This window comes from Paraburkholderia translucens, from assembly GCF_020881035.1.
Lineage (GTDB): Bacteria > Pseudomonadota > Gammaproteobacteria > Burkholderiales > Burkholderiaceae > Paraburkholderia > Paraburkholderia translucens.
In genome coordinates, this window is the sequence record NZ_JAJITC010000007.1 from 364814 (window position 1) to 382857 (window position 18044).

An 18044-nucleotide genomic window follows, 5' to 3' on the forward strand; every position below is an offset into this window, starting at 1 on the left:
CGGTTGAAACAGACCGCCAGCCAGATCAGGACAGATCAAGCCAGCGACTATCCGCGCGCACGAGGTGCAGGCCACGGTGAAAGCGAGTATACCCAGCCCGGTCGAAGAACTCCAAAAGCTGGATCGCGCGTTTTCGGCCGAGTCCGGTCGCGTCGCGAAACGGTGCGGCCGCCACGGTGCCGCCGTTCCTTTGTGCTTCGCCCGCCGCGATCGACGCAAGCTCGCGAATCACCTGCTGGTCGTAGAACAGATCCTGCACGACCTGGAACAATTCGCCCTGGCGCGCGAGCTTGCGCAGCAACTGGCGCACGCGCTCCTCGGGCACGCCGTGCGCCTTCGCGAGGTCGCGCACCCACGGCGGATCGAAACGCCCCGACTGGATCTCGGGCAGCAGGCACGCGGCGAGCGCCTGATCGGCGGTGTCGAGCGTCACGGTGTGGCCGGGCAAATGCAGCCACGGGCCGCGTTTGACGAGCTCGCCGCGCGCCGCCGCATCGTCGACCAACGCGCGCCACAATGCGTCGTCGAGCAGAGGCGCCGCGATGCGCCGCAGGCGCGATGCGTCCGGGCCGAGTTCATCGGGCGCGCGCTCGTGGTATCGCGCGAGCGCGCTCGTCAGCCGTTCCGCGAGCGCGCGCCATGTTGCGCTCGTGACCAGTAACGCGTCGTGGCCCGGCAGTTCGATCGTGCGTGTATCGGCGGGCAATGCAAGTGCGGCCGCCGGCATCCCGGTCAAGTGCTCCAGCAGCGCACGCGACAAACCGCGCGGCGCGCGGGCGAACAGCGCGTCGAGTGAACCGGTATCGAGCAATGTCTGAATCGCGTCGAGCCACGCGATCCGCTCCGGCGAGCGCCGCTTGCGCGCCGGAGCAAACGGATCGAGCACGTGGCCGCCGCCCACCGTGCGATTGCCCTGTGGATTTCGCACGACGAAGCGATCGCCCGGCACCGCGCACAGCGGCCGCTCGAACACGAATTGCGCACGCGCGCACTGACCCGGCGCCAGCGCGTCGCCTTCGAGCAGCGCCACGTGCGCGACCTGATGCTGCGTGCCGAGGTGCACGTGCAGCGGCATCCAATGGGCGAGCGCATGCGGCGCGTCGCCAAGCAGCGTCAACATTACGTCGATGCGCTCGCTCGCCTGCGATAGTCGAGGATCGACGACCCAGTCGCCGCGCTCGATCGCACTCTTCTCGATCCCCGCCAGATTCAGCGCGCAGCGCTGGCCGGCGCGACCGGTTTCGGCGGGGCGATTCTGCGCATGGATGCTGCGCACGCGCACGGCCTGATTTTTCGGCGCGAGCAGCATCGTCTCGCCGACGCTCACGCTGCCCGCGACCACGGTCCCGGTGACGATCGTGCCCTGCCCCGCGAGCGTGAACACGCGATCGACGGCAAGGCGGAACAGGCCGTCGTCGCGCTTCATCCGCCATGCGGCGGCTTGCTCGCGCAGATGCGCGTTCAACGCGGCGACGCCCGCATCGCCCGCGCGCGTCGCGCAGGTGTCGAACACCGGCGCGTCGCGCAGCACAGTCTCGCCGACGAACGCGGTCACTTCGTCGCGCACTTCGCGCAGGCGCTGCTCGTCGACGCGATCGACTTTCGTCAGCGCGATCGCGCCGCGCCGGATACCGAGCAATTCGACGATGGCCAGATGCTCACGTGTTTGCGGCATCACGCCGTCGTCGGCGGCAATCACGAGCAGCGCGAAGTCGATGCCGCTCGCGCCCGCGGTCATCGTGTGCACGAGCTTCTCATGGCCAGGCACGTCGATCAGACCGAGCACGTCGCCGTTCTCGAGCGGCACGTACGCGTAACCGAGCTCGATCGAAATGCCGCGCGCCTTTTCTTCCTTGAGCCGGTCCGTGTCGACGCCGGTGAGTGCCTTCACGAGGCTCGTCTTGCCGTGGTCGATATGTCCAGCAGTACCGACGATCATGCGTGCCTGTCCTTCAGCTGCTTTTCGGTTGAGCGGCCAGCTGAGCGATCAACTGCGCTTCGTCAGCGGATTCGAGGCAGCGCAGATCGAGCCGCAACGCGTCGTCCGCGATCCGGCCGATCACCGGCCGCGCCATCTCGCGCAACTGCTTTTCGAGCGCAAGCAGATGCCGGCCGCCGCGCTTGCCGTCGGCCATCCGGACGACGAGGCCATAGCTCGGCAGCACGTCCACGGGCAATGCGCCGCTGCCGATCTGGCTGAACATCGCCTCCACGGACACGCTGTAGCGCGCGTCGATCGCCTGCTGCAACGCCGGCGACACGCGCTGCGCGGCGCCATGAATATCTTCGGCGGGCCGCGTGAGCAGCCGCAGCGTGGTCAGCCGCTCCGTCAGCTTTTCCGGCGCGCGATACAGCTGCAGCACCGGCTCCAACGCAGCGAGCGTCAGTTTGCCGACGCGCAGTGCGCGCTTGAGCGGATGCTTCTTGATCTTCGCGATCAGGTCGCGCCGCCCGACGATCAGCCCCGCCTGCGGGCCGCCGAGCAGCTTGTCGCCGCTGAACGTGACGAGATCCGCGCCGGCCTCGACGGTCGCGCGCACGGTCGGCTCGCGCGGCAAGCCCCATTCGCCGAGATCGACGAGCGTGCCGCTGCCTAGATCGACGGCGACAGCGAGCCCGCGCGCATGCGCGAGCGAGGCGATCTCTTCGATGCTGACCTCCTTCGTGAAACCGCTGATCGCATAGTTGCTCGCGTGGACCTTCATCAGCAGAGCGGTGCGCGCGTTGATCGCCTGTTCGTAGTCTTTCAGATGGGTGCGGTTCGTCGTGCCGACTTCGCGCAGCTTCGCGCCCGCGCGGCTCATGATGTCGGGAATGCGAAACGCGCCGCCGATTTCGACGAGCTCGCCGCGCGACACCACCACTTCCTTTTTCGCCGCGAGCGCAGACAGCGTGAGCAGCACCGCGGCCGCGTTGTTGTTGACGATGGTCGCCGCTTCGGCGCCGCTCAGCTCGCAGATCAGCCCGTCGATCAGGTCGTCGCGGTCGCCGCGCTTGCCGGTGGCGAGATCGAACTCGAGGTTGGCCGGTTGCGTGAGGGCGGTCATCACGGCGCGCACCGACTCGTCGGGCAACAGCGCGCGGCCGAGGTTCGTGTGCAGCACCGTGCCGGTCAGGTTGAACACGCTACGCAGCCGTGACGCGTTGCGCGCGACGAGCGCCGCGGCGACGCTCGCATGCAGTTGCGCAGCATCGAGCGCGCTTACCGCCGGGTTAGCCGTTGCATCGCCCGATTGCGCGCTGATCCGCCACGCGTCGAGCACGTCGCGCAGCGCGTTGAGCACCTGCGTGCGGCCGTATTCGCTGACGAGCGGTGCGAATTCCGCCGACGCCACGACTTTGTCCACCGACGGTACGCGCGCCATCAGCGCGTGCAATTCGGAGCTGCTCACGTCGCTCACGAGCCATCCTTATGTCGATTCGAGGTTGCATGCGCTCTGGCCGCCGCTATGCGGACTCGTCGTCCTCCGCTTCCGTTGCGCCGGCCGTCTGCTCCGGCCACAGCCACGGATGCGGCGACGCGCGCCGGTACCCTTCCGCGCCCATCAGCAGATCGAGCGTAAGGCTCGCAAGGTCGTCCGCGAACGGATCGAATTCGAAGTCCTTCGCCTGGACGCCGATCTTGCGGTAAGTATGGCATTCGTCGCACGACTCCGCCTTCAACGCGGCGTTTTTCGATTCGGCTTCGCGCGTGGCGGTATCGGCGTCGGGCGAGCCGGCCACGTGATACGCGATGCCCTTCGTCGAATCGCAATTCGAGCATTTGCTGCGGACCATATGCCACTCGGTCGCGCACAGCCCGCATTGCAGATAGCGATAGTTGTCGTACGCGCCGCCGATGCGCACCGTGCTTGCGACCGGATGCGAACCGCAAACCGGACACAGGCCCGGCGTGTCGAGGTACGGCACGGCGCGCTTGTCGATGTCGGCGGCGAGGTCGGTCCACACGACCTGCAGCGCGGCCATGATGAATGGCGCGCTTGCCGGTTCGACGTCGGCGAAGCGCTGCGCGAAGATCGCGTCGGCCTGCGCTTCGAGCGTGGCAAAGTCCAGCGAGCGCAAGTGCGCGAACAGCGCCACGAGCGGCGGCGTCAGCGGGCCCGCGGCTTCGACCCTGTCGAGCAGTTCCAGCAGCACGTCGCGCCACGCCGGATCGCGCGCGCCGGAGAGCGCCGGAATCAGCGGCATCGAATACTGCTGCGCGCTGGCGATCAGCTCGGGGCTCGGCGGTTGCGCCTTGAAATGTGCGAGCACCGCCTGTTGCGCATCGGCGAGGGCCGCCATGAGCCGCAAATAGCCGGCGATCGGATTGCTGCGGGACGCGAGCTGACGCAGGCGCGCGGCGCGCGGCGCGAACACCGCGAGCCGCTCCGGCATCCGGATGCGGGGTATCGCGGAGGGATCGAGCGACTCGATGTCGGCGGCTTCGAGAATGCGTTGAACCAAGGTATCGACCTCTGAAAACTGAAGAGCCGCCGCCCGTCATCGACGAGGCGCGGCGGCCCGTTGCGCGGAGGCTGCATCTGGCGCATTGAAACGCGTGCCTGTGCAGCGCAGATGAAGCGTACCTTACTTGCGGATGACTTCCCTGAACCAGTTCGGATGATGCTTGCGTGCCCAGCCGTACGTGACCGTGCCGCGCGTCATCGCACCTACGGAGCCCTTGACCCACAGAGCCGCATAGATATGCACGATGATGCCCACCATCAGCACGAACGCCGTGAACGCATGCACGAGCGCCGCGAGCCGGATCACGCCGATCGGGAAATATTGCGAGAAGTAGCGCCGCCAGATCACGATTCCGCTCAGCATCAGCAGCAGCAAACAGATCACCATCACGAAGAACAGCAGCTTTTGGCCGGCGTTGTACTTGCCGATCGCCGGCAGGCGTTCCTCGCGATTGTTCAGGACGTCGTCGAGTTGCTTCATCCACTGCACGTCGGCGCTGTCCAGATAATTGTGATGCCAGAAGCGCAGCGCAAGAATCAGGAACGAGATGAACATGACGCAGCCGATGAACGGATGCAGAATCCGCGTCCACTGCCCTCCGCCGAGGACCGCGTACAGAAACGCCATCGACGGATGAAACAACGCGAGACCCGACAGCGCGAGCAGGACGAAACAAATCGCGGTGATCCAGTGATTCGTGCGCTCGTTCGGCGTATAGCGCACGATCAGGTGATTGCCCTTCACGTCCGTGAGGTCAGTGTGCTCCGAGTGGTTCATTGTGTGCCCTCCCGCGAACGGCGCGTTTCTTCGGCTTCCTTGAGTGCCGCGGCCTCGTCGGCCTCGGATACCTCGTTCGGACCGACGCGCGTGTAGTGGAAGAAGCCCGCGAGCGCCGCGAGCCCCATCACGACGAGCCCGATCGGCTTGGCCACCCCCTTCCACAATGACACCAGCGGACTGATGCGCGGATCGTCCGGCAGGCCGTGATACAGCGACGGCCGATCAGCATGGTGCAGCACGTACATGACATGCGTGCCGCCGACCTTCTCCGGGTTATACAGGCCAGCGTTCTGGAAACCGCGCTCCTTCAGATCGACGATGCGGTCCTCGGCCTGCTGCTTCATGTCCTCCTTGGTGCCGAACATGATCGCGCCGGTTGGGCAGGTCTTCACGCAAGCCGGCTCCTGGCCGACCGCCACGCGGTCCGAACACAATGTGCACTTGTACACGCGACGATCCTGCCTCGACATGCGCGGTATGTTGAACGGACAGCCGGCAATACAGAAGCCGCAACCGATGCAGTTCTCCTGATGGAAGTCCACGATGCCGTTCGTGTACTGCACGATCGCGCCCGGCGACGGACAGGCCTTCAGACAGCCCGGGTCCTCGCAGTGCATGCAGCCGTCCTTGCGGATCAGCCATTCGATGTCGCCTGCTGAATTCTCGTACTCGGCGAACCGCATGACGGTCCACGAATGCTCGGTCAGGTCGGGCGGATTGTCGTAGACGCCGACGTTTACGCCGATCTCGTCGCGCAGATCGTTCCACTCCATGCAGGCCGTCTGACACGCCTTGCAGCCGATGCACTTCGATACGTCGATGAGCTTCGCGACCGACCCCGTGGCCGGCTCGCGGGCCACCGGCGGCTGCGTGGTCGTGGCCGAGACGCGTCTGATGTCTAGTGATTGCAGTGCCATCTCTTTACCTTATGCCTTTTCGACCTTGACGAGGAACGACTTGGTTTCCGGTGTCTGCGAATTCCCGTCGCCCACCGGCGGCGTCAGCGTATTGACGAGATAGCCGGGCCTCGCGACCCCCATGAAGCCCCAATGAATCGGCAGCCCGACGGTCTGCACCTTCTTGCCTTCGACCATCAACGGTTTGATGCGCTTCGTCACGACAGCGACGGCTATCAGGTGCCCCCGGTTCGAGCTGACCTTGACCCGATCGCCGGCCACCACACCGATCTCCTTCGCGAGGTCTTCGCCGATCTCGACGAACTGCTCGGGCTGGACGATCGAGTTCAGCTTCACGTGCTTCGTCCAGTAGTGGAAATGCTCGGTCAGACGATAGCTGGTCGCGGTATGCGGGAAGTTCTCGTGCGTGCCGAACGTGGCCCTGTCGCCCGGGAACACGCGCGCCGCCGGGTTGCTGACGACCAGCTTGTTGTCCGGATGCAGCGGGTTGTAGCCGAGCGGCGTCTCGAACGGTTCATAGTGCTCGGGGAACGGCCCTTCGGCCATCGCGTCGCGCGCGAAGAACCGCGCGACGCCTTCCGGATTCATGATGAACGGGTTCATGCCGTTTTCAGGTGGCTCGTCAACCTTGAAATCCGGGATGTCGGCACCTGACCACGTACTGCCGTTCCACGCGATCAGCTTGCGCGTCGGATCGAACGGCTTGCCGTTGAGATCGCACGACGCGCGGTTGTACAGAACCCGCCGGTTCACCGGCCATGCCCACGCCCAGTTCAGCGTGTTGCCGATGCCGCTCGGGTCCGAATTGTCGCGGCGGCCCATCAGGTTGCCCGCCTGGGTCCACGCGCCGCAGAAAATCCAGCAACCGCTCGAAGTCGAGCCGTCGTCGCGCAGCAGCGCGAAACTCGCGAGCTGCTCGCCTTTCTTCGCGAGCACCTTGGTCGGGTCCTTCGGATCGGTGACGTCCGCGAGCGCCTTGCCGTTGAATTCCATCGCGAGTTCTTCGGGCGACGGGCTGTCCGGCCTCGCATACGGCCAGCTCATGTTCAGGATCGGATCGGGATACTTGCCGCCGTCCTTGCGATAAGCCTCGCGAATCCGCAGCCACAGCCCAGCCATGATCTCGAGGTCGCTCTTCGCTTCGCCTGGACCGTCCGCGCCCTGCCAGTGCCATTGCAGCACCCGGCTCGAACTGACGAGCGAGCCGCGTTCCTCGGCAAAGCAGGTGGTCGGCAGACGGTAAACCTCGGTTTGGATCGATGCGCTGTCGACGTCGTTGAACGGGCCGTGGTTCTTCCAGAACTCGGACGTTTCAGTCGCGAGCGGATCCATGATCACGAGCCACTTCAGCTTGGCCAGAGCCGCGCCGTTCTTTGACTTGAACGGCGCGGCGGCAAGCGGGTTGAAGCCCTGCGCGATGTAGCCGGTCATCTTGCCCTGACTCATCAGCTCGAAGACCTGCAGCAGGTCGTAGGACTTGTCGAGCTTCGGCAGATAGTCGAAAGCGAAGTTATTCTCGGCGGTGGCCTTGTCGCCCCACCACGACTTCATGAAGCTCACATGGAACGCTCGATAGTTGCGCCAGTAGCTCAGCTGGTTCGGCCGCAGCGGCTGCGCGGCGCGTTTCGCGATGTAGGCGTCAAAGTCCTGCTCCGCTTCCATCGGCAGCGTCATGTAGCCCGGCAGCAGGTTCGACATCAGGCCGAGGTCCGTCAGGCCCTGAATGTTCGAGTGACCGCGCAGCGCATTCATGCCGCCGCCCGCGATGCCGATGTTGCCGAGCAGGAGCTGTACCATCGCGGCGGTGCGGATCATCTGCGAGCCGGTCGAGTGCTGCGTCCAGCCAAGCGCGTACATGATGGTGGTCGCACGTCCGGGCACCGACGTCGCTGCGAGCATCTCGCACACGTGCAGGAACTTGTCCTTCGGCGTGCCGCAGATTCTTTCGACCTGCTCGGGCGTGTAGCGCGAGTAGTGCTTCTTCATCAACTGATAGACGCAGCGGGGGTCCTGCAGCGTCGGATCGACCTTGGCGAAGCCGTCGTCGCCGCGCTCGTAGTCCCACGAGGTCTTGTCGTAGCTGCGCTTGTCGGCGTTGTAACCGGAGAACAGGCCGTCGTTGAACGCAAAGTCCTCACGGACGATGAACGACACGTCCGTGTAGTTCTTCACGTACTCGTGCTGGATCTTGTCGTTCGTCAGCAGATAGTTGATCACCCCGCCCAGGAACGCGACGTCCGTGCCGGTGCGGATCGGCGCGTAGTAGTCCGCGACCGACGCCGTGCGGTTAAAGCGCGGGTCGACCACGATCAGGCGCGCCTTGCGGTGCGCCTTGGCCTCGGTGACCCATTTGAAACCGCACGGGTGTGCCTCGGCGGCATTGCCGCCCATCACGAGAATCAAGTCCGCGTTTCTGATGTCGACCCAATGGTTCGTCATCGCTCCACGGCCAAACGTCGGGGCAAGACCTGCCACCGTCGGGCCATGTCAGACACGCGCCTGATTGTCGAATCCGAGCATGCCAAGACTGCGAGCAGTCTTGTGCGTCAGGTAGCCCACCTCGTTACTGCTGGCCGACGCCGCGAGCATCCCGGTTGTCAGCCAGCGGTTGACTTTCTTGCCGTCGGCGGTCGTCTCGACGAAGTTCGCGTCGCGGTCTTCCTTCATCAGCTTCGCGATGCGGTCTAGCGCGTCTTCCCATGAGATGCGCTTCCACTCGCTCGCCCCGGCCGCGCGGTACTCGGGATAACGCAGACGGCTCGGGCTATGGATGAAGTCGATCAGGCTCGCGCCCTTCGGGCACAGCGTGCCGCGATTGACCGGATGGTCGGGGTCGCCCTCGATGTGGAAGATGCTCGTCTTGACGTTCTTGGCTTCGTCGCCAAGGCCGTACATCAGGATGCCGCAGCCCACCGAACAGTACGGGCAGGTATTGCGGGTTTCGGTCGCACGCGACAATTTGTACTGACGGACTTCGGCCAGCGCGGGAGTCGGTGAGAAGCCCATCAGGGCCAGGCTCGATCCGGCGAGCGTCGTGGCAGAGACCTTCAGGAATTGTCGCCGAGTCATTTGCGTCATTGCATGGCCTCGGCTCTTTTGGGGACAAAAATGATTATAGATGCCGTTTCGCGACATGCTGCGAGATCGTAGTGCATTCGTCACCCGCGTCAGTGGGACACGGATAGGTCCGCTTGAATGGGCGGCGGCGCCCCTGCACGATTTATTCCCGCTGCCGGGCACCGTTCATGCTGCCTACCCGAATAGTGAAATTCCATTAACCCCATCGATGGACCATTGCGCTCTATGAACTCCACAACCTTCTACGGTCGCGCGGCAGGCGGCGCGGCCTCGGTGGCGCTGCTCGGCGCCGCGTTGCTGGCCACGAGCCCGCTCAGCCTCGCGCAAATTCCCCAGCCGCAAGGCTCCTCGCATATGGAAAGCCGCGCGTCCTCGATGGGTTCGACGCCCGAACCGGCCGCCTCGGCCGTTCACGAGTCGAAGAAACCCCAGTCGGAAAACAGCGGCCAAGGTGATGCGCGCGGTAAAACCGCCGGCCAGGAACAAAAACCCCAGGGGGCCGGCGGATTTAACAATGGCCTATACGGAACCGGCGCGGGAAGCAATAAATGAGGTTCTAGAATCGCGCGCTAATCGGTTTGTTAATTGTCGACGCCGTTCTTCTCGGCATTCGTATTTTTTACGCGGGCGTTTGTCGTGAAGATAAACGGGTTCGGCATAAAGCCGTTCGCGCCGGCGCCGACCCTGCACACTGTGAAAACAACCCTCATAATGCGGTCATTCGACGAACCGGAACTCCCGTCTCCATGACCCAAGCCCAAGCAAGCCAGCCGCCCCGCCTCACGAGCCTGTCGCACGGCGGCGGCTGCGGCTGCAAGATCGCGCCCGGCCTGCTGGCCGATCTGCTCAAGCGCAGCGCGCCGTTGCCGTTTTTCCCAGACCTGCTGGTCGGCAACGACACCGCCGACGACGCCGCCGTCTACAAGCTCAACGAAGACCAGGCGATCGTCGCCACCACCGACTTCTTCATGCCGATCGTCGACGACCCGTTCGACTTCGGCCGCATCGCCGCGACCAACGCGATCTCGGACGTGTACGCGATGGGCGGCAGGCCGATCATGGCGCTCGCGATCGTCGGCATGCCGATCAACGTGCTGCCGCACGACGTGATCGCGGCCGTGCTGAAGGGCGGCGAATCGGTCTGCGCGGACGCGGGCATCCCGCTCGCGGGCGGCCATTCGATCGATTCGGTCGAGCCGATTTACGGCCTCGTCGCACTGGGCCTCGTCGACCCGAAGCGAGTCAAGCGCAACGCGGGCAGCCAGGCCGGCGACGTGCTGATTCTCGGCAAGCCGCTTGGCGTCGGCATTCTGTCCGCGGCACTGAAGAAAGACCGGCTCGACGATGCCGGCTATGCCGCTATGATCGGCGCGACCACCAAGCTGAACCGGCCGGGCGCCGAGCTGGCGCGGCTCGACGGCGTGCATGGGCTGACCGACATCACCGGCTTCGGCCTGCTCGGCCATACGCTGGAACTCGCACGCGGCTCGAAGCTGACAGCTCAGGTGCGCTATGCGGACCTGCCATGGCTGCCGAACGTCGCGAACCTCGCCGAGGCCGGCATTTTCACTGGCGCATCGGGCCGCAACTGGGATGCCTACGGCCACGACGTCGTCCTGCCGGCCACGCTGCCGCCCGCCAGCCGCGCGCTGCTGACCGATCCGCAGACGTCGGGCGGCCTGCTGGTGTCGTGCGCGCCCGAAGCGGTCGACGAAGTGCTCGCGCTGTTCCGCGCCGATGGCTTCGCCGACGCACGGGTGATCGGCGAAATGGTGAGCGGGCAAGCGCGGGTAGAAGTCATCTGAGGCAGGCGGCTGAACGAAGCCGCTGAAGGACGCGGGAGAAACACGCAAGCGGCCCGAATGAGCCGCCCATGCGATAATTTCGGTCTTCCCGCGGTCCGTTTTGTCCCTACTCCCTTGAAAAACCTTCTAGTCAGCCTCGACAAAGCCGGCGATTTCGACGAAATCGTCGACGTTCGCACACCGCTCGAATTCGAGGAAGACCATATTCCGGGCGCAACCAACGCGCCGGTGCTGAGCAACGAGGAGCGCGTGCTGGTCGGCACGACCTACAAGCAGGTATCGCCGTTCGAGGGCACGCGGCTCGGCGCGGCGTTCGTCGCGCGCAACATCGCGCATCATCTGGAAACCACCTTCGCCGACCGCCCGCGCAACTGGCGCCCGCTGATCTATTGCTGGCGCGGCGGCAAGCGCTCGGGCTCGGTCACGACGCTGTTCAACATGATCGGCTGGCCGGCGCGCCAACTCGACGGCGGCTACAAGAGCTACCGGCGCGCGACGCTCGAGAGGCTCGAAACGCTGCCGCGCCGCTTCAGCTACGTCACGCTCGTCGGCCCGACCGGCAGCGGCAAGACGCGGCTGCTCCTGGCGCTGCGTGAGGCCGGCGCGCAAACGCTCGACCTCGAGGCGCTCGCGTCACACCGCGGTTCGCTGCTCGGCGCGTATTCTGGCGTGCCGCAGCCCTCGCAAAAGCGTTTCGACACGCTGCTCGTCACCGAGCTGCGCGGCTTCGATGTGAATCGGCCGGTGTTCGTCGAGGCGGAAAGCCGGCGCATCGGCGCCGTCACGCTGCCGCTCGCGCTGCTCGAAACGTTTCATCGCGGCGCATGCGTGGAGGTGCGCTCGAGCCGCGAGGATCGCGCGGCGTTTCTGCTGCAGGATTACGCGCATCTTTTCGATGATCCCGACTACCTGAAGGGACAGTTGTCACGGCTGATCGGCCTGCACAGCCGCGAGCGAGTCACGGGCTGGCTGCGGCTCGTCGACGACAACCGGCGCGCCGAGCTCGCGCGCGAGCTGCTCGAACGGCATTACGATCCCGCCTATGCGCGCAGCAGCGGTCAGCATTTCGAGCAGCTCCCGAATGCACTGCCACTCGATTTCCGCCCGAACGACGCCGATGTCGTCGAGCAGGCGAAAACGCTGCTCGCGCAGCTCGACAGCCGCACGCTCGTCGTCGGCTGACCCGTAACGACAATTTAGACACCCCATGCAATCAACCCTTCGTCAACCCCGCGTCAAGCCTGGCTGGATCGTGTTCCTGCTGATCGCCGTCGTCGGCCTCTTCTATGTGAAGTGGTTTCCGTACTACAACCGCGCGTTCGTCGCCGCGGGCCAGCATTCGATCGGCAAGTCGATCCTGATGGGCACGTCCGCGAGCGCGCCTGCGGCCTCGTGGCAGGCGGCGACCGACTACGCGCTCGCCTACGGCAAGGCGATCTGGCAGGCAATGGTGCTCGGCCTGCTGCTCGGCTCCGCCGTGCAAGCGCTGATTCCGCCGCAGTGGGTTGCGCGCGCGCTGGGCCGTGCCGACTTCAACAGCGTCGTCAAAGGCGGCCTGATGTCGTTGCCGGGCATGATGTGCACGTGCTGCGCGGCGCCGGTCGTCGCGGGCCTGCGCGCACGCGAAGCAGCACCGGGCGCGGCGATTGCGTTCTGGCTCGGCAACACCGCGCTGAATCCCGCGACGCTCATCTTCATGGGCTTCGTGCTCGGCTGGCAGTGGATGGGCCTGCGACTCGCCCTCGGCATCGTGATGGTATTCGGCCTGGGCTATGTCGTGAACCGCATGGTCACGCCGCAGGAGGCGCAAGCGTCGCGGGAGGCCGTCGCGCAATTGGTCAGCACGGACGATCCCGGGACCGCGTTCTCGCGCTGGATCACGATTCTCGGGCGCATGACGCTACGGCTTGTGCCGGAATACATCGTGCTCGTACTGATTCTGGGTGCGGCGCGCGCGTGGCTGTTTCCGCACATCGGCCCGGACATCGACAACAGCCTGCTGTGGATCATCGCGCTGTCGATTGCCGGCACGCTGTTCGTGATTCCGACCGCAGGCGAAGTGCCGATCATTCAGGCGATGCTGTCGTTCGGCATGGCCGCCGGGCCCGCCGGCGCGCTCCTGATGACGCTGCCGCTCGTCAGCGTGCCGTCGTTCGCGATGCTTGCGCGGTCGTTTCCGCGGCGCGTGCTGACGGTGGTCGCCTGCGCGGTGGTGGTGTGCGGTATCGTCAGTGGTTTGTTGGCCGTTGCGCTGGGCTTTTGAAACAGTATTCGAGTTTGCGCCGTAGAACACAAAAGCATGAAGCATATTGCCCTCTTCGCCGCAACATGTTGGTCCGCCGCCGGGCTGCTGTACGCTGGACAGCACTCGGTGGCGTTGATCGCCCTGAGCGGTGTCGTGGCGCTCGCGGGGTTCGATCTGCTGCGGCCCTGAAGGCCGCATTGTTTCTCTCTTCCTTGCAAGCGCGCGCGTTCGTTTGATTCGCCATCCGAACGATGCGCTTCACGCCAGCTCGTCGCGAATCGCCGCGAGCCACAACGCCACCGCATGCGCGCCGGGGTCCGCATGGCCCAGTGCGCGATCGCCGACATAGCTGGAACGCCCGCGACGCGGATGCATCGATGCGGTGCGCGAGGCGCCATCGATTGCCGCATCGACTGCGGCGTGCAGCGCGGCATCCGTCGACGACGCCTGAGCGAGCGCGATATGCAGCACGTCGGCACCAGGCTTCAGCGCATCGACCATCGTGCGATCACCAGGCCTTGCGCCGCCCAACTCCATCAACCCATCGACACCGGCGCTGAACGCCGCCGCCCATTGCTGCGCTGTGATCTCATCCGACTGTTCGAGCACGGCCGCCGCGCGCAGCAGCATCACCGCGTACAACGGACCCGAGGTGCCGCCCACCACGCGCCGCAGCGTCGCCGACATGCCGCGCAACACCACGCCCGGCGTTGTCTCGGACGCGTATGAATCAAGTTCGAGCTGCACTGCACGTGCGCCGCGCGCCAGGCTGATGCCGAGGTCGCCATCGCCGACACGCTGGTCCATCTCGGTCAAGGTAGGCTCGGCTGCCAGCAAGCACTCGCAGACCGCTTCGATCGCACGACGCAGCGTCGCGTCGCGCGCAAGTGTCGCGCCGCTCGCGTCCGTTGGCGCGCGTGGCGCCGCACGCACCGCAACCTGCGCGACACGCCCGCTCAGCGCCGGCCATGCGCTCGTATCGGTCACGGCGTCGAGCAGGCTCAGCCGGTCGTCGTCGACACGCAGCAGCGTCAGCGAAACGCCGGCCATTTCGAGCGCGCTCAGGAATGTGCCCGCCCATGCGCGCGCGACCTCGATGCCGCGCTCGTCAAGCTGGCGCAGCGCGGCGCCGGCCACCACGTTGAGCTCGCTCGGTGGCGTGCCGCCCAGATTGTTCACGAGCAGGACGACGCGCTCGCCCGCTCGCAACGCGAGATCGTCGACGATCTTCGCGAGCAGCTTGCCGACGATCGCGTCGGCTGGCTCCAGCGCGCCTCGCGCCACGCCGGGTTCGCCATGAATGCCGAGGCCCCATTCGATTTCGCCATCGGCCAGGTCGAAGCCCGGCTTGCCCGCGGCCGGCACCGTGCACGGCGTCAGCGCGACGCCCATCGTGCCGAGCGACGCGGCCGCCTCGCGCGCGATCCGCGCGACCTCGGTCAACGGCAAACCGCGCGCGGCGGCCGCGCCGGCGATCTTGTGAACCAGCACCGTGCCCGCGAGTCCGCGGCGGCCCGCGTGATCGCCGCTCGCGCTCAGCGCGACGTCGTCTGCGACGATCACCATGTCGACCGGGATGCCCTCGGCGCGAGCGATTTCAGCCGCCAGGCCGAAGTTGAAACGGTCGCCCGTATAGTTCTTGACGATCAGCAACGCGCCCGCGGGCCCGGTCACCGCGCGAATCGCGTCGAGTACGGCGTCGGTGGACGGCGATGTGAAGACCTCGCCGGCCACCGCGGCGCTCAACATGCCGTGGCCCACGTAGCCGCCGTGGGCGGGCTCGTGGCCCGAGCCGCCGCCCGAGATCAGTGCGACTTCACCGCGCGCGGCCGCGGCCTCGGCATCGGCTCGCACGACGATCGTGCCGCCCTGCAACAGCGAGAGATGAGGATTGAGCGCGACGAGGCCGTCGACCATGTCGGGGACCACGGTGGACACATCGTTGATGAGCTTCTTCATTGCGTCAGCTCCGTTGGATGCTGCCGGCATCATGTGACGACACGATGCGATACGAATGGCAGTCGGGTCAGCGGCGAAAGCGGAAGGTCTAACTGTACCGCGCATCGACGAACGACGACGCGATAGCAAGAAAGCACGTACGAACGCGCGCCGCAAGCAGACAATGGAAACGAAGGGAACGCGATGCCGAACGGCGAAACTGCGGGAACGACGGGATGGATTTGACAGGACCGTAGACGAAAGCGGAACCGCTTTCGTCTACGTCACAGATGCGTTGGTAGGCTCGATTGGATTCGAACCAACGACCCCCACCATGTCAAGGTGGTGCTCTAACCAACTGAGCTACGAGCCTTTAGAGGCGCGAATTATAGAGAGTCATCGAGGACCGCACAAGCCCTTGCCGCAATTTATCGCGATGCATGCGTGTTGATCAGTTCGCCGCGGTCCATTCGGTGCGCGGGCCCAATCGATAAACCGGCCGCTTTACGTGCTCGAAACGGAATAGACCGTCGTCCGAACTCGTGACGCCACGGCTATCGCATTCGACGAGCGCCGCCGCGATCGGCACAAAAACAGGTCGGCAATCCATGCGCGGTTTGAGCACAGAAAACGCGCGGCGCGGATCGATGCCGACGCTTTCGAACACACCGAGATCCGACGGCTCATGCGTGCGCTCGGTCACGACGATATTCACCGCGCCGGTGTCGAGCACCGCGGCGCGTGCCATGCAGGCGCGCTGGCCGGTGAAGGCGCGACGCGCACAAGATAGACCGCGTCGTGGCCCGCGCCGCTGATTATCTTCATCGACGACACACCGAGCGGCTCGGCGCACTACCTAATGTCGGCGCCCCATTGCGCGGCGAATGGCTGCGGCTGGCGCTGTGGGCCGCGGTGTTGCGCCACCTCGCGGTAGCTTGCACGCGTGCCGTACGCGATGCGTTAACTATCGAAGTAAGCGATGCGTCATTGGCTGCGAGCGTATCGACGCTGAATTTCACAGGGCCCGGCATGAAGTTGCGCGAGTCCGGACGCACCCTCGAGGCAATCGGCCATGCCGCGCACGATCGAGCGCGATGCGGTTCACCGACTGGATGGGATACTCGGCGACTATGAGCGCGTAGCGGGGCAGCGCCATCGGCGTCGAGCCCGCGTGCGCTTTCGTGCCGTGCAGGGTCACGTCGCACCAGCGTTGCCCAAGCGCGCCCGGCATCACATCAATGACCTTATCGTGCGCTTCGAGCACCGGCCCCTGTTCAATATGCGCTTCGAAATATGCGCCGACCGCGTGAGCCTTGCGATGCTCGCCTGCATAGCCGATCGCCGCTAGCGCGTCGCGAACCGACACGCAGTCGCGAGGGTATTGCGCTGGCGCATGCTCCAAGGGGAACGCGCCGGCGAATTCGCCGGAGCCCATCATCGCGGGTTCGAAGGGCGAGCCGTCCTCGTTCGTCCGCGCGGTGACCTTGAGCGGCGCGATCGGCTCCACGTTGGTCTCGTCCAGCATACCGGGACCTCGAGCCTTGGCCGCCGCACGAAGGCATCGCCGATTGGATCGACTCGCATCGCGCAGCCGATCTCCTTCGCCCACGCGACGAACTGATCGCTCGCCTCCCGGTCGAGGTCGGTCGGCACGAGAGAGCATCCGCCGCCTTTGTCGGTCGCATCGATCTGCGCCAACTGCACGAAACTGTCCCACATTCGCGCTCCATCGATCTATAGATCGGCGGTCGTCGAGACAATGTTGGATGGACGAGCCTGCATCGATGCCTCCTCGTGTCGAAGACTGCTGGATGGCCCTCGGCCTGAGGCACTTCCTCCGTTCGGCTTGCTGGTCGGCGTCGTTCAATTTGTCATGATAGGGAGGTTGTGGTCGGGGTAGATCGCCGGTTGTTCGCGAGGCGCCAGTGCGCGGCGCCTTTCAGACAGTAAGTGTTGGAGGCGAAGTCGCCCGGATACGCGCGTCGCGAGGTGCCGGCAATCTGCGCTTAAAAGGCCGCCAGCAAACGTTTCCGTCGGACGAAGCGGTCAAGCGCAACCAAGGCTCAACCTTTTGCGAAGCGCGCCGTTATTGCATGTGCTCAGGCAAACCCATTGGATCTCCATGGCACAACCGATTCCCTTCCGCAACTCTGGCGCCGCCCGCGCGCGACATGCCAAGGCCATGCTGTTGCCCATCGCGCGCCAAATCGCCGACGATCTCGCGTTGCGAGTTCATCTGTCGCTCGACGCCCTGCGCCGCGGCGTCGGCACGAGGAGCGACGCACAGACGCTGACGCAGATGATGCTGCTGACTAGCTACCTGGCCGATGCCGGCTTTGGTTCGATGAGCCGCGAAGAGCTCCATGCAGCCGACCGAATCTCGGCGATGGTGTTCGATGCAGGTCGGGAACGCAACGAATGGAAACTGGACGATGCAGGATTCGAGCTCTTTGCATCGATCGCAACCTGCTACGATCGACAACTGCATCGCGCTCCGCTCTGGGCGATTACGGAGGCCAGTGAAAAGCTTGACCGCTTTATTTCCGGTGGAACCGATCGGGCGCCAGCGCGCAAACGGGCTTAGCGTTCTTTGGAGGAAGCGCTGATCAGGCGAGCCGAAAGGACACGGATGTTGCGCGAACGTGTCCGGAACTGACGGGTTACGCGGACGCGCTGCGGATTGGAAAGTAACGAAGCGCGTAAAAGGCCGCGTAAACGCAGAAACCCCACCGCGCTGGGTGGGGTTTCTGTCTGGGGTAAGGAGCCTGACGATTACCTACTTTCACACGGGCAATCCGCACTATCATCGGCGTGGAGTCGTTTCACGGTCCT

At 65.2% G+C, this 18044-nt stretch carries 14 protein-coding genes, 1 tRNA gene and 1 pseudogene; 6 read left to right on the top strand and 10 right to left on the bottom strand.

The genetic code is table 11. The features are described 5' to 3' along the window. Nucleotides 1–25: 25 nt before the first annotated feature. The 6 genes from selB to fdnG all read right to left on the bottom strand — a co-directional run bounded on the left by selB (nt 26) and on the right by fdnG (nt 9224). Nucleotides 26–1939 (bottom strand): selenocysteine-specific translation elongation factor, encoded by a 1914-nt coding sequence (gene selB, locus LJ655_RS16020; protein WP_230562220.1) that lies wholly within the window; start codon nt 1937–1939, stop codon nt 26–28. A gap of 13 nt (nt 1940–1952) precedes the next feature. Beyond that, a complete protein-coding gene (gene selA, locus LJ655_RS16025; RefSeq protein ID WP_230562221.1) occupies nt 1953–3401 on the bottom strand; it encodes an L-seryl-tRNA(Sec) selenium transferase in 1449 nt (482 codons plus the stop codon). Nucleotides 3402–3447: 46 nt separating this feature from the next. Continuing rightward, the gene (gene fdhE, locus LJ655_RS16030) at nt 3448–4446 is read right to left on the bottom strand and encodes a formate dehydrogenase accessory protein FdhE (RefSeq protein WP_230562222.1); all 999 of its coding nucleotides are present in this window, start codon (nt 4444–4446) and stop codon (nt 3448–3450) included. Nucleotides 4447–4569: 123 nt separating this feature from the next. Beyond that, nucleotides 4570–5226, bottom strand: coding sequence for a formate dehydrogenase subunit gamma (locus LJ655_RS16035; RefSeq protein WP_230562223.1), 657 nt, complete (start codon nt 5224–5226; stop codon nt 4570–4572). Continuing rightward, a complete protein-coding gene (gene fdxH, locus LJ655_RS16040; RefSeq protein WP_230562224.1) occupies nt 5223–6146 on the bottom strand; it encodes a formate dehydrogenase subunit beta in 924 nt (307 codons plus the stop codon). Before fdxH ends, LJ655_RS16035 begins: the two co-directional genes overlap by 4 nt. Nucleotides 6147–6155: 9 nt before the next feature. Continuing rightward, a complete protein-coding gene (fdnG, locus tag LJ655_RS16045; protein WP_230562225.1) occupies nt 6156–9224 on the bottom strand; it encodes a formate dehydrogenase-N subunit alpha in 3069 nt (1022 codons plus the stop codon). A gap of 225 nt (nt 9225–9449) precedes the next feature. Between fdnG and LJ655_RS16050 the strand changes: the two genes are divergently transcribed. From LJ655_RS16050 to LJ655_RS30115, 5 genes are all read left to right on the top strand, one after another. Further along, a complete protein-coding gene (locus LJ655_RS16050) occupies nt 9450–9776 on the top strand; it encodes a beta-xylosidase (RefSeq protein WP_230562226.1) in 327 nt (108 codons plus the stop codon). A gap of 194 nt (nt 9777–9970) precedes the next feature. Next, a complete protein-coding gene (selD, locus tag LJ655_RS16055; protein ID WP_230562227.1) occupies nt 9971–11029 on the top strand; it encodes a selenide, water dikinase SelD in 1059 nt (352 codons plus the stop codon). 114 nt (nt 11030–11143) lie between these two features. After that, nucleotides 11144–12211 (top strand): tRNA 2-selenouridine(34) synthase MnmH, encoded by a 1068-nt coding sequence (gene mnmH, locus LJ655_RS16060; protein ID WP_230562228.1) that lies wholly within the window; start codon nt 11144–11146, stop codon nt 12209–12211. Nucleotides 12212–12236: 25 nt separating this feature from the next. Next, complete coding sequence (locus LJ655_RS16065; protein ID WP_230562229.1) at nt 12237–13292, top strand: permease; 1056 nt, start codon at nt 12237–12239, stop codon at nt 13290–13292. Nucleotides 13293–13328: 36 nt separating this feature from the next. Then, nucleotides 13329–13463, top strand: coding sequence for a hypothetical protein (locus LJ655_RS30115; protein ID WP_268991508.1), 135 nt, complete (start codon nt 13329–13331; stop codon nt 13461–13463). 69 nt (nt 13464–13532) lie between these two features. On the opposite strand, the gene dhaK is transcribed toward LJ655_RS30115, so the two are convergent. From dhaK to LJ655_RS16085, 4 genes and pseudogenes are all read right to left on the bottom strand, one after another. Further along, nucleotides 13533–15233: a dihydroxyacetone kinase subunit DhaK gene (gene dhaK, locus LJ655_RS16070; protein WP_230562230.1), complete on the bottom strand. Its 1701-nt coding sequence runs from the start codon at nt 15231–15233 to the stop codon at nt 13533–13535. Nucleotides 15234–15508: 275 nt separating this feature from the next. After that, nucleotides 15509–15585: transfer RNA gene (locus tag LJ655_RS16075), tRNA-Val, on the bottom strand. Nucleotides 15586–15663: 78 nt separating this feature from the next. Next, nucleotides 15664–15981: pseudogene (locus tag LJ655_RS16080) on the bottom strand (MlrC C-terminal domain-containing protein); the annotation flags it as partial. Nucleotides 15982–16227: 246 nt separating this feature from the next. Then, entirely contained in the window at nt 16228–16737 is a 510-nt protein-coding gene (locus LJ655_RS16085; protein WP_230562231.1) for a hypothetical protein, read from the bottom strand. 597 nt (nt 16738–17334) lie between these two features. On the opposite strand from LJ655_RS16085, the gene LJ655_RS16090 reads away from it, so the two are divergent. After that, entirely contained in the window at nt 17335–17796 is a 462-nt protein-coding gene (locus tag LJ655_RS16090) for a hypothetical protein (protein ID WP_230562232.1), read from the top strand. The last annotated feature ends 248 nt before the right edge of the window (nt 17797–18044 follow it).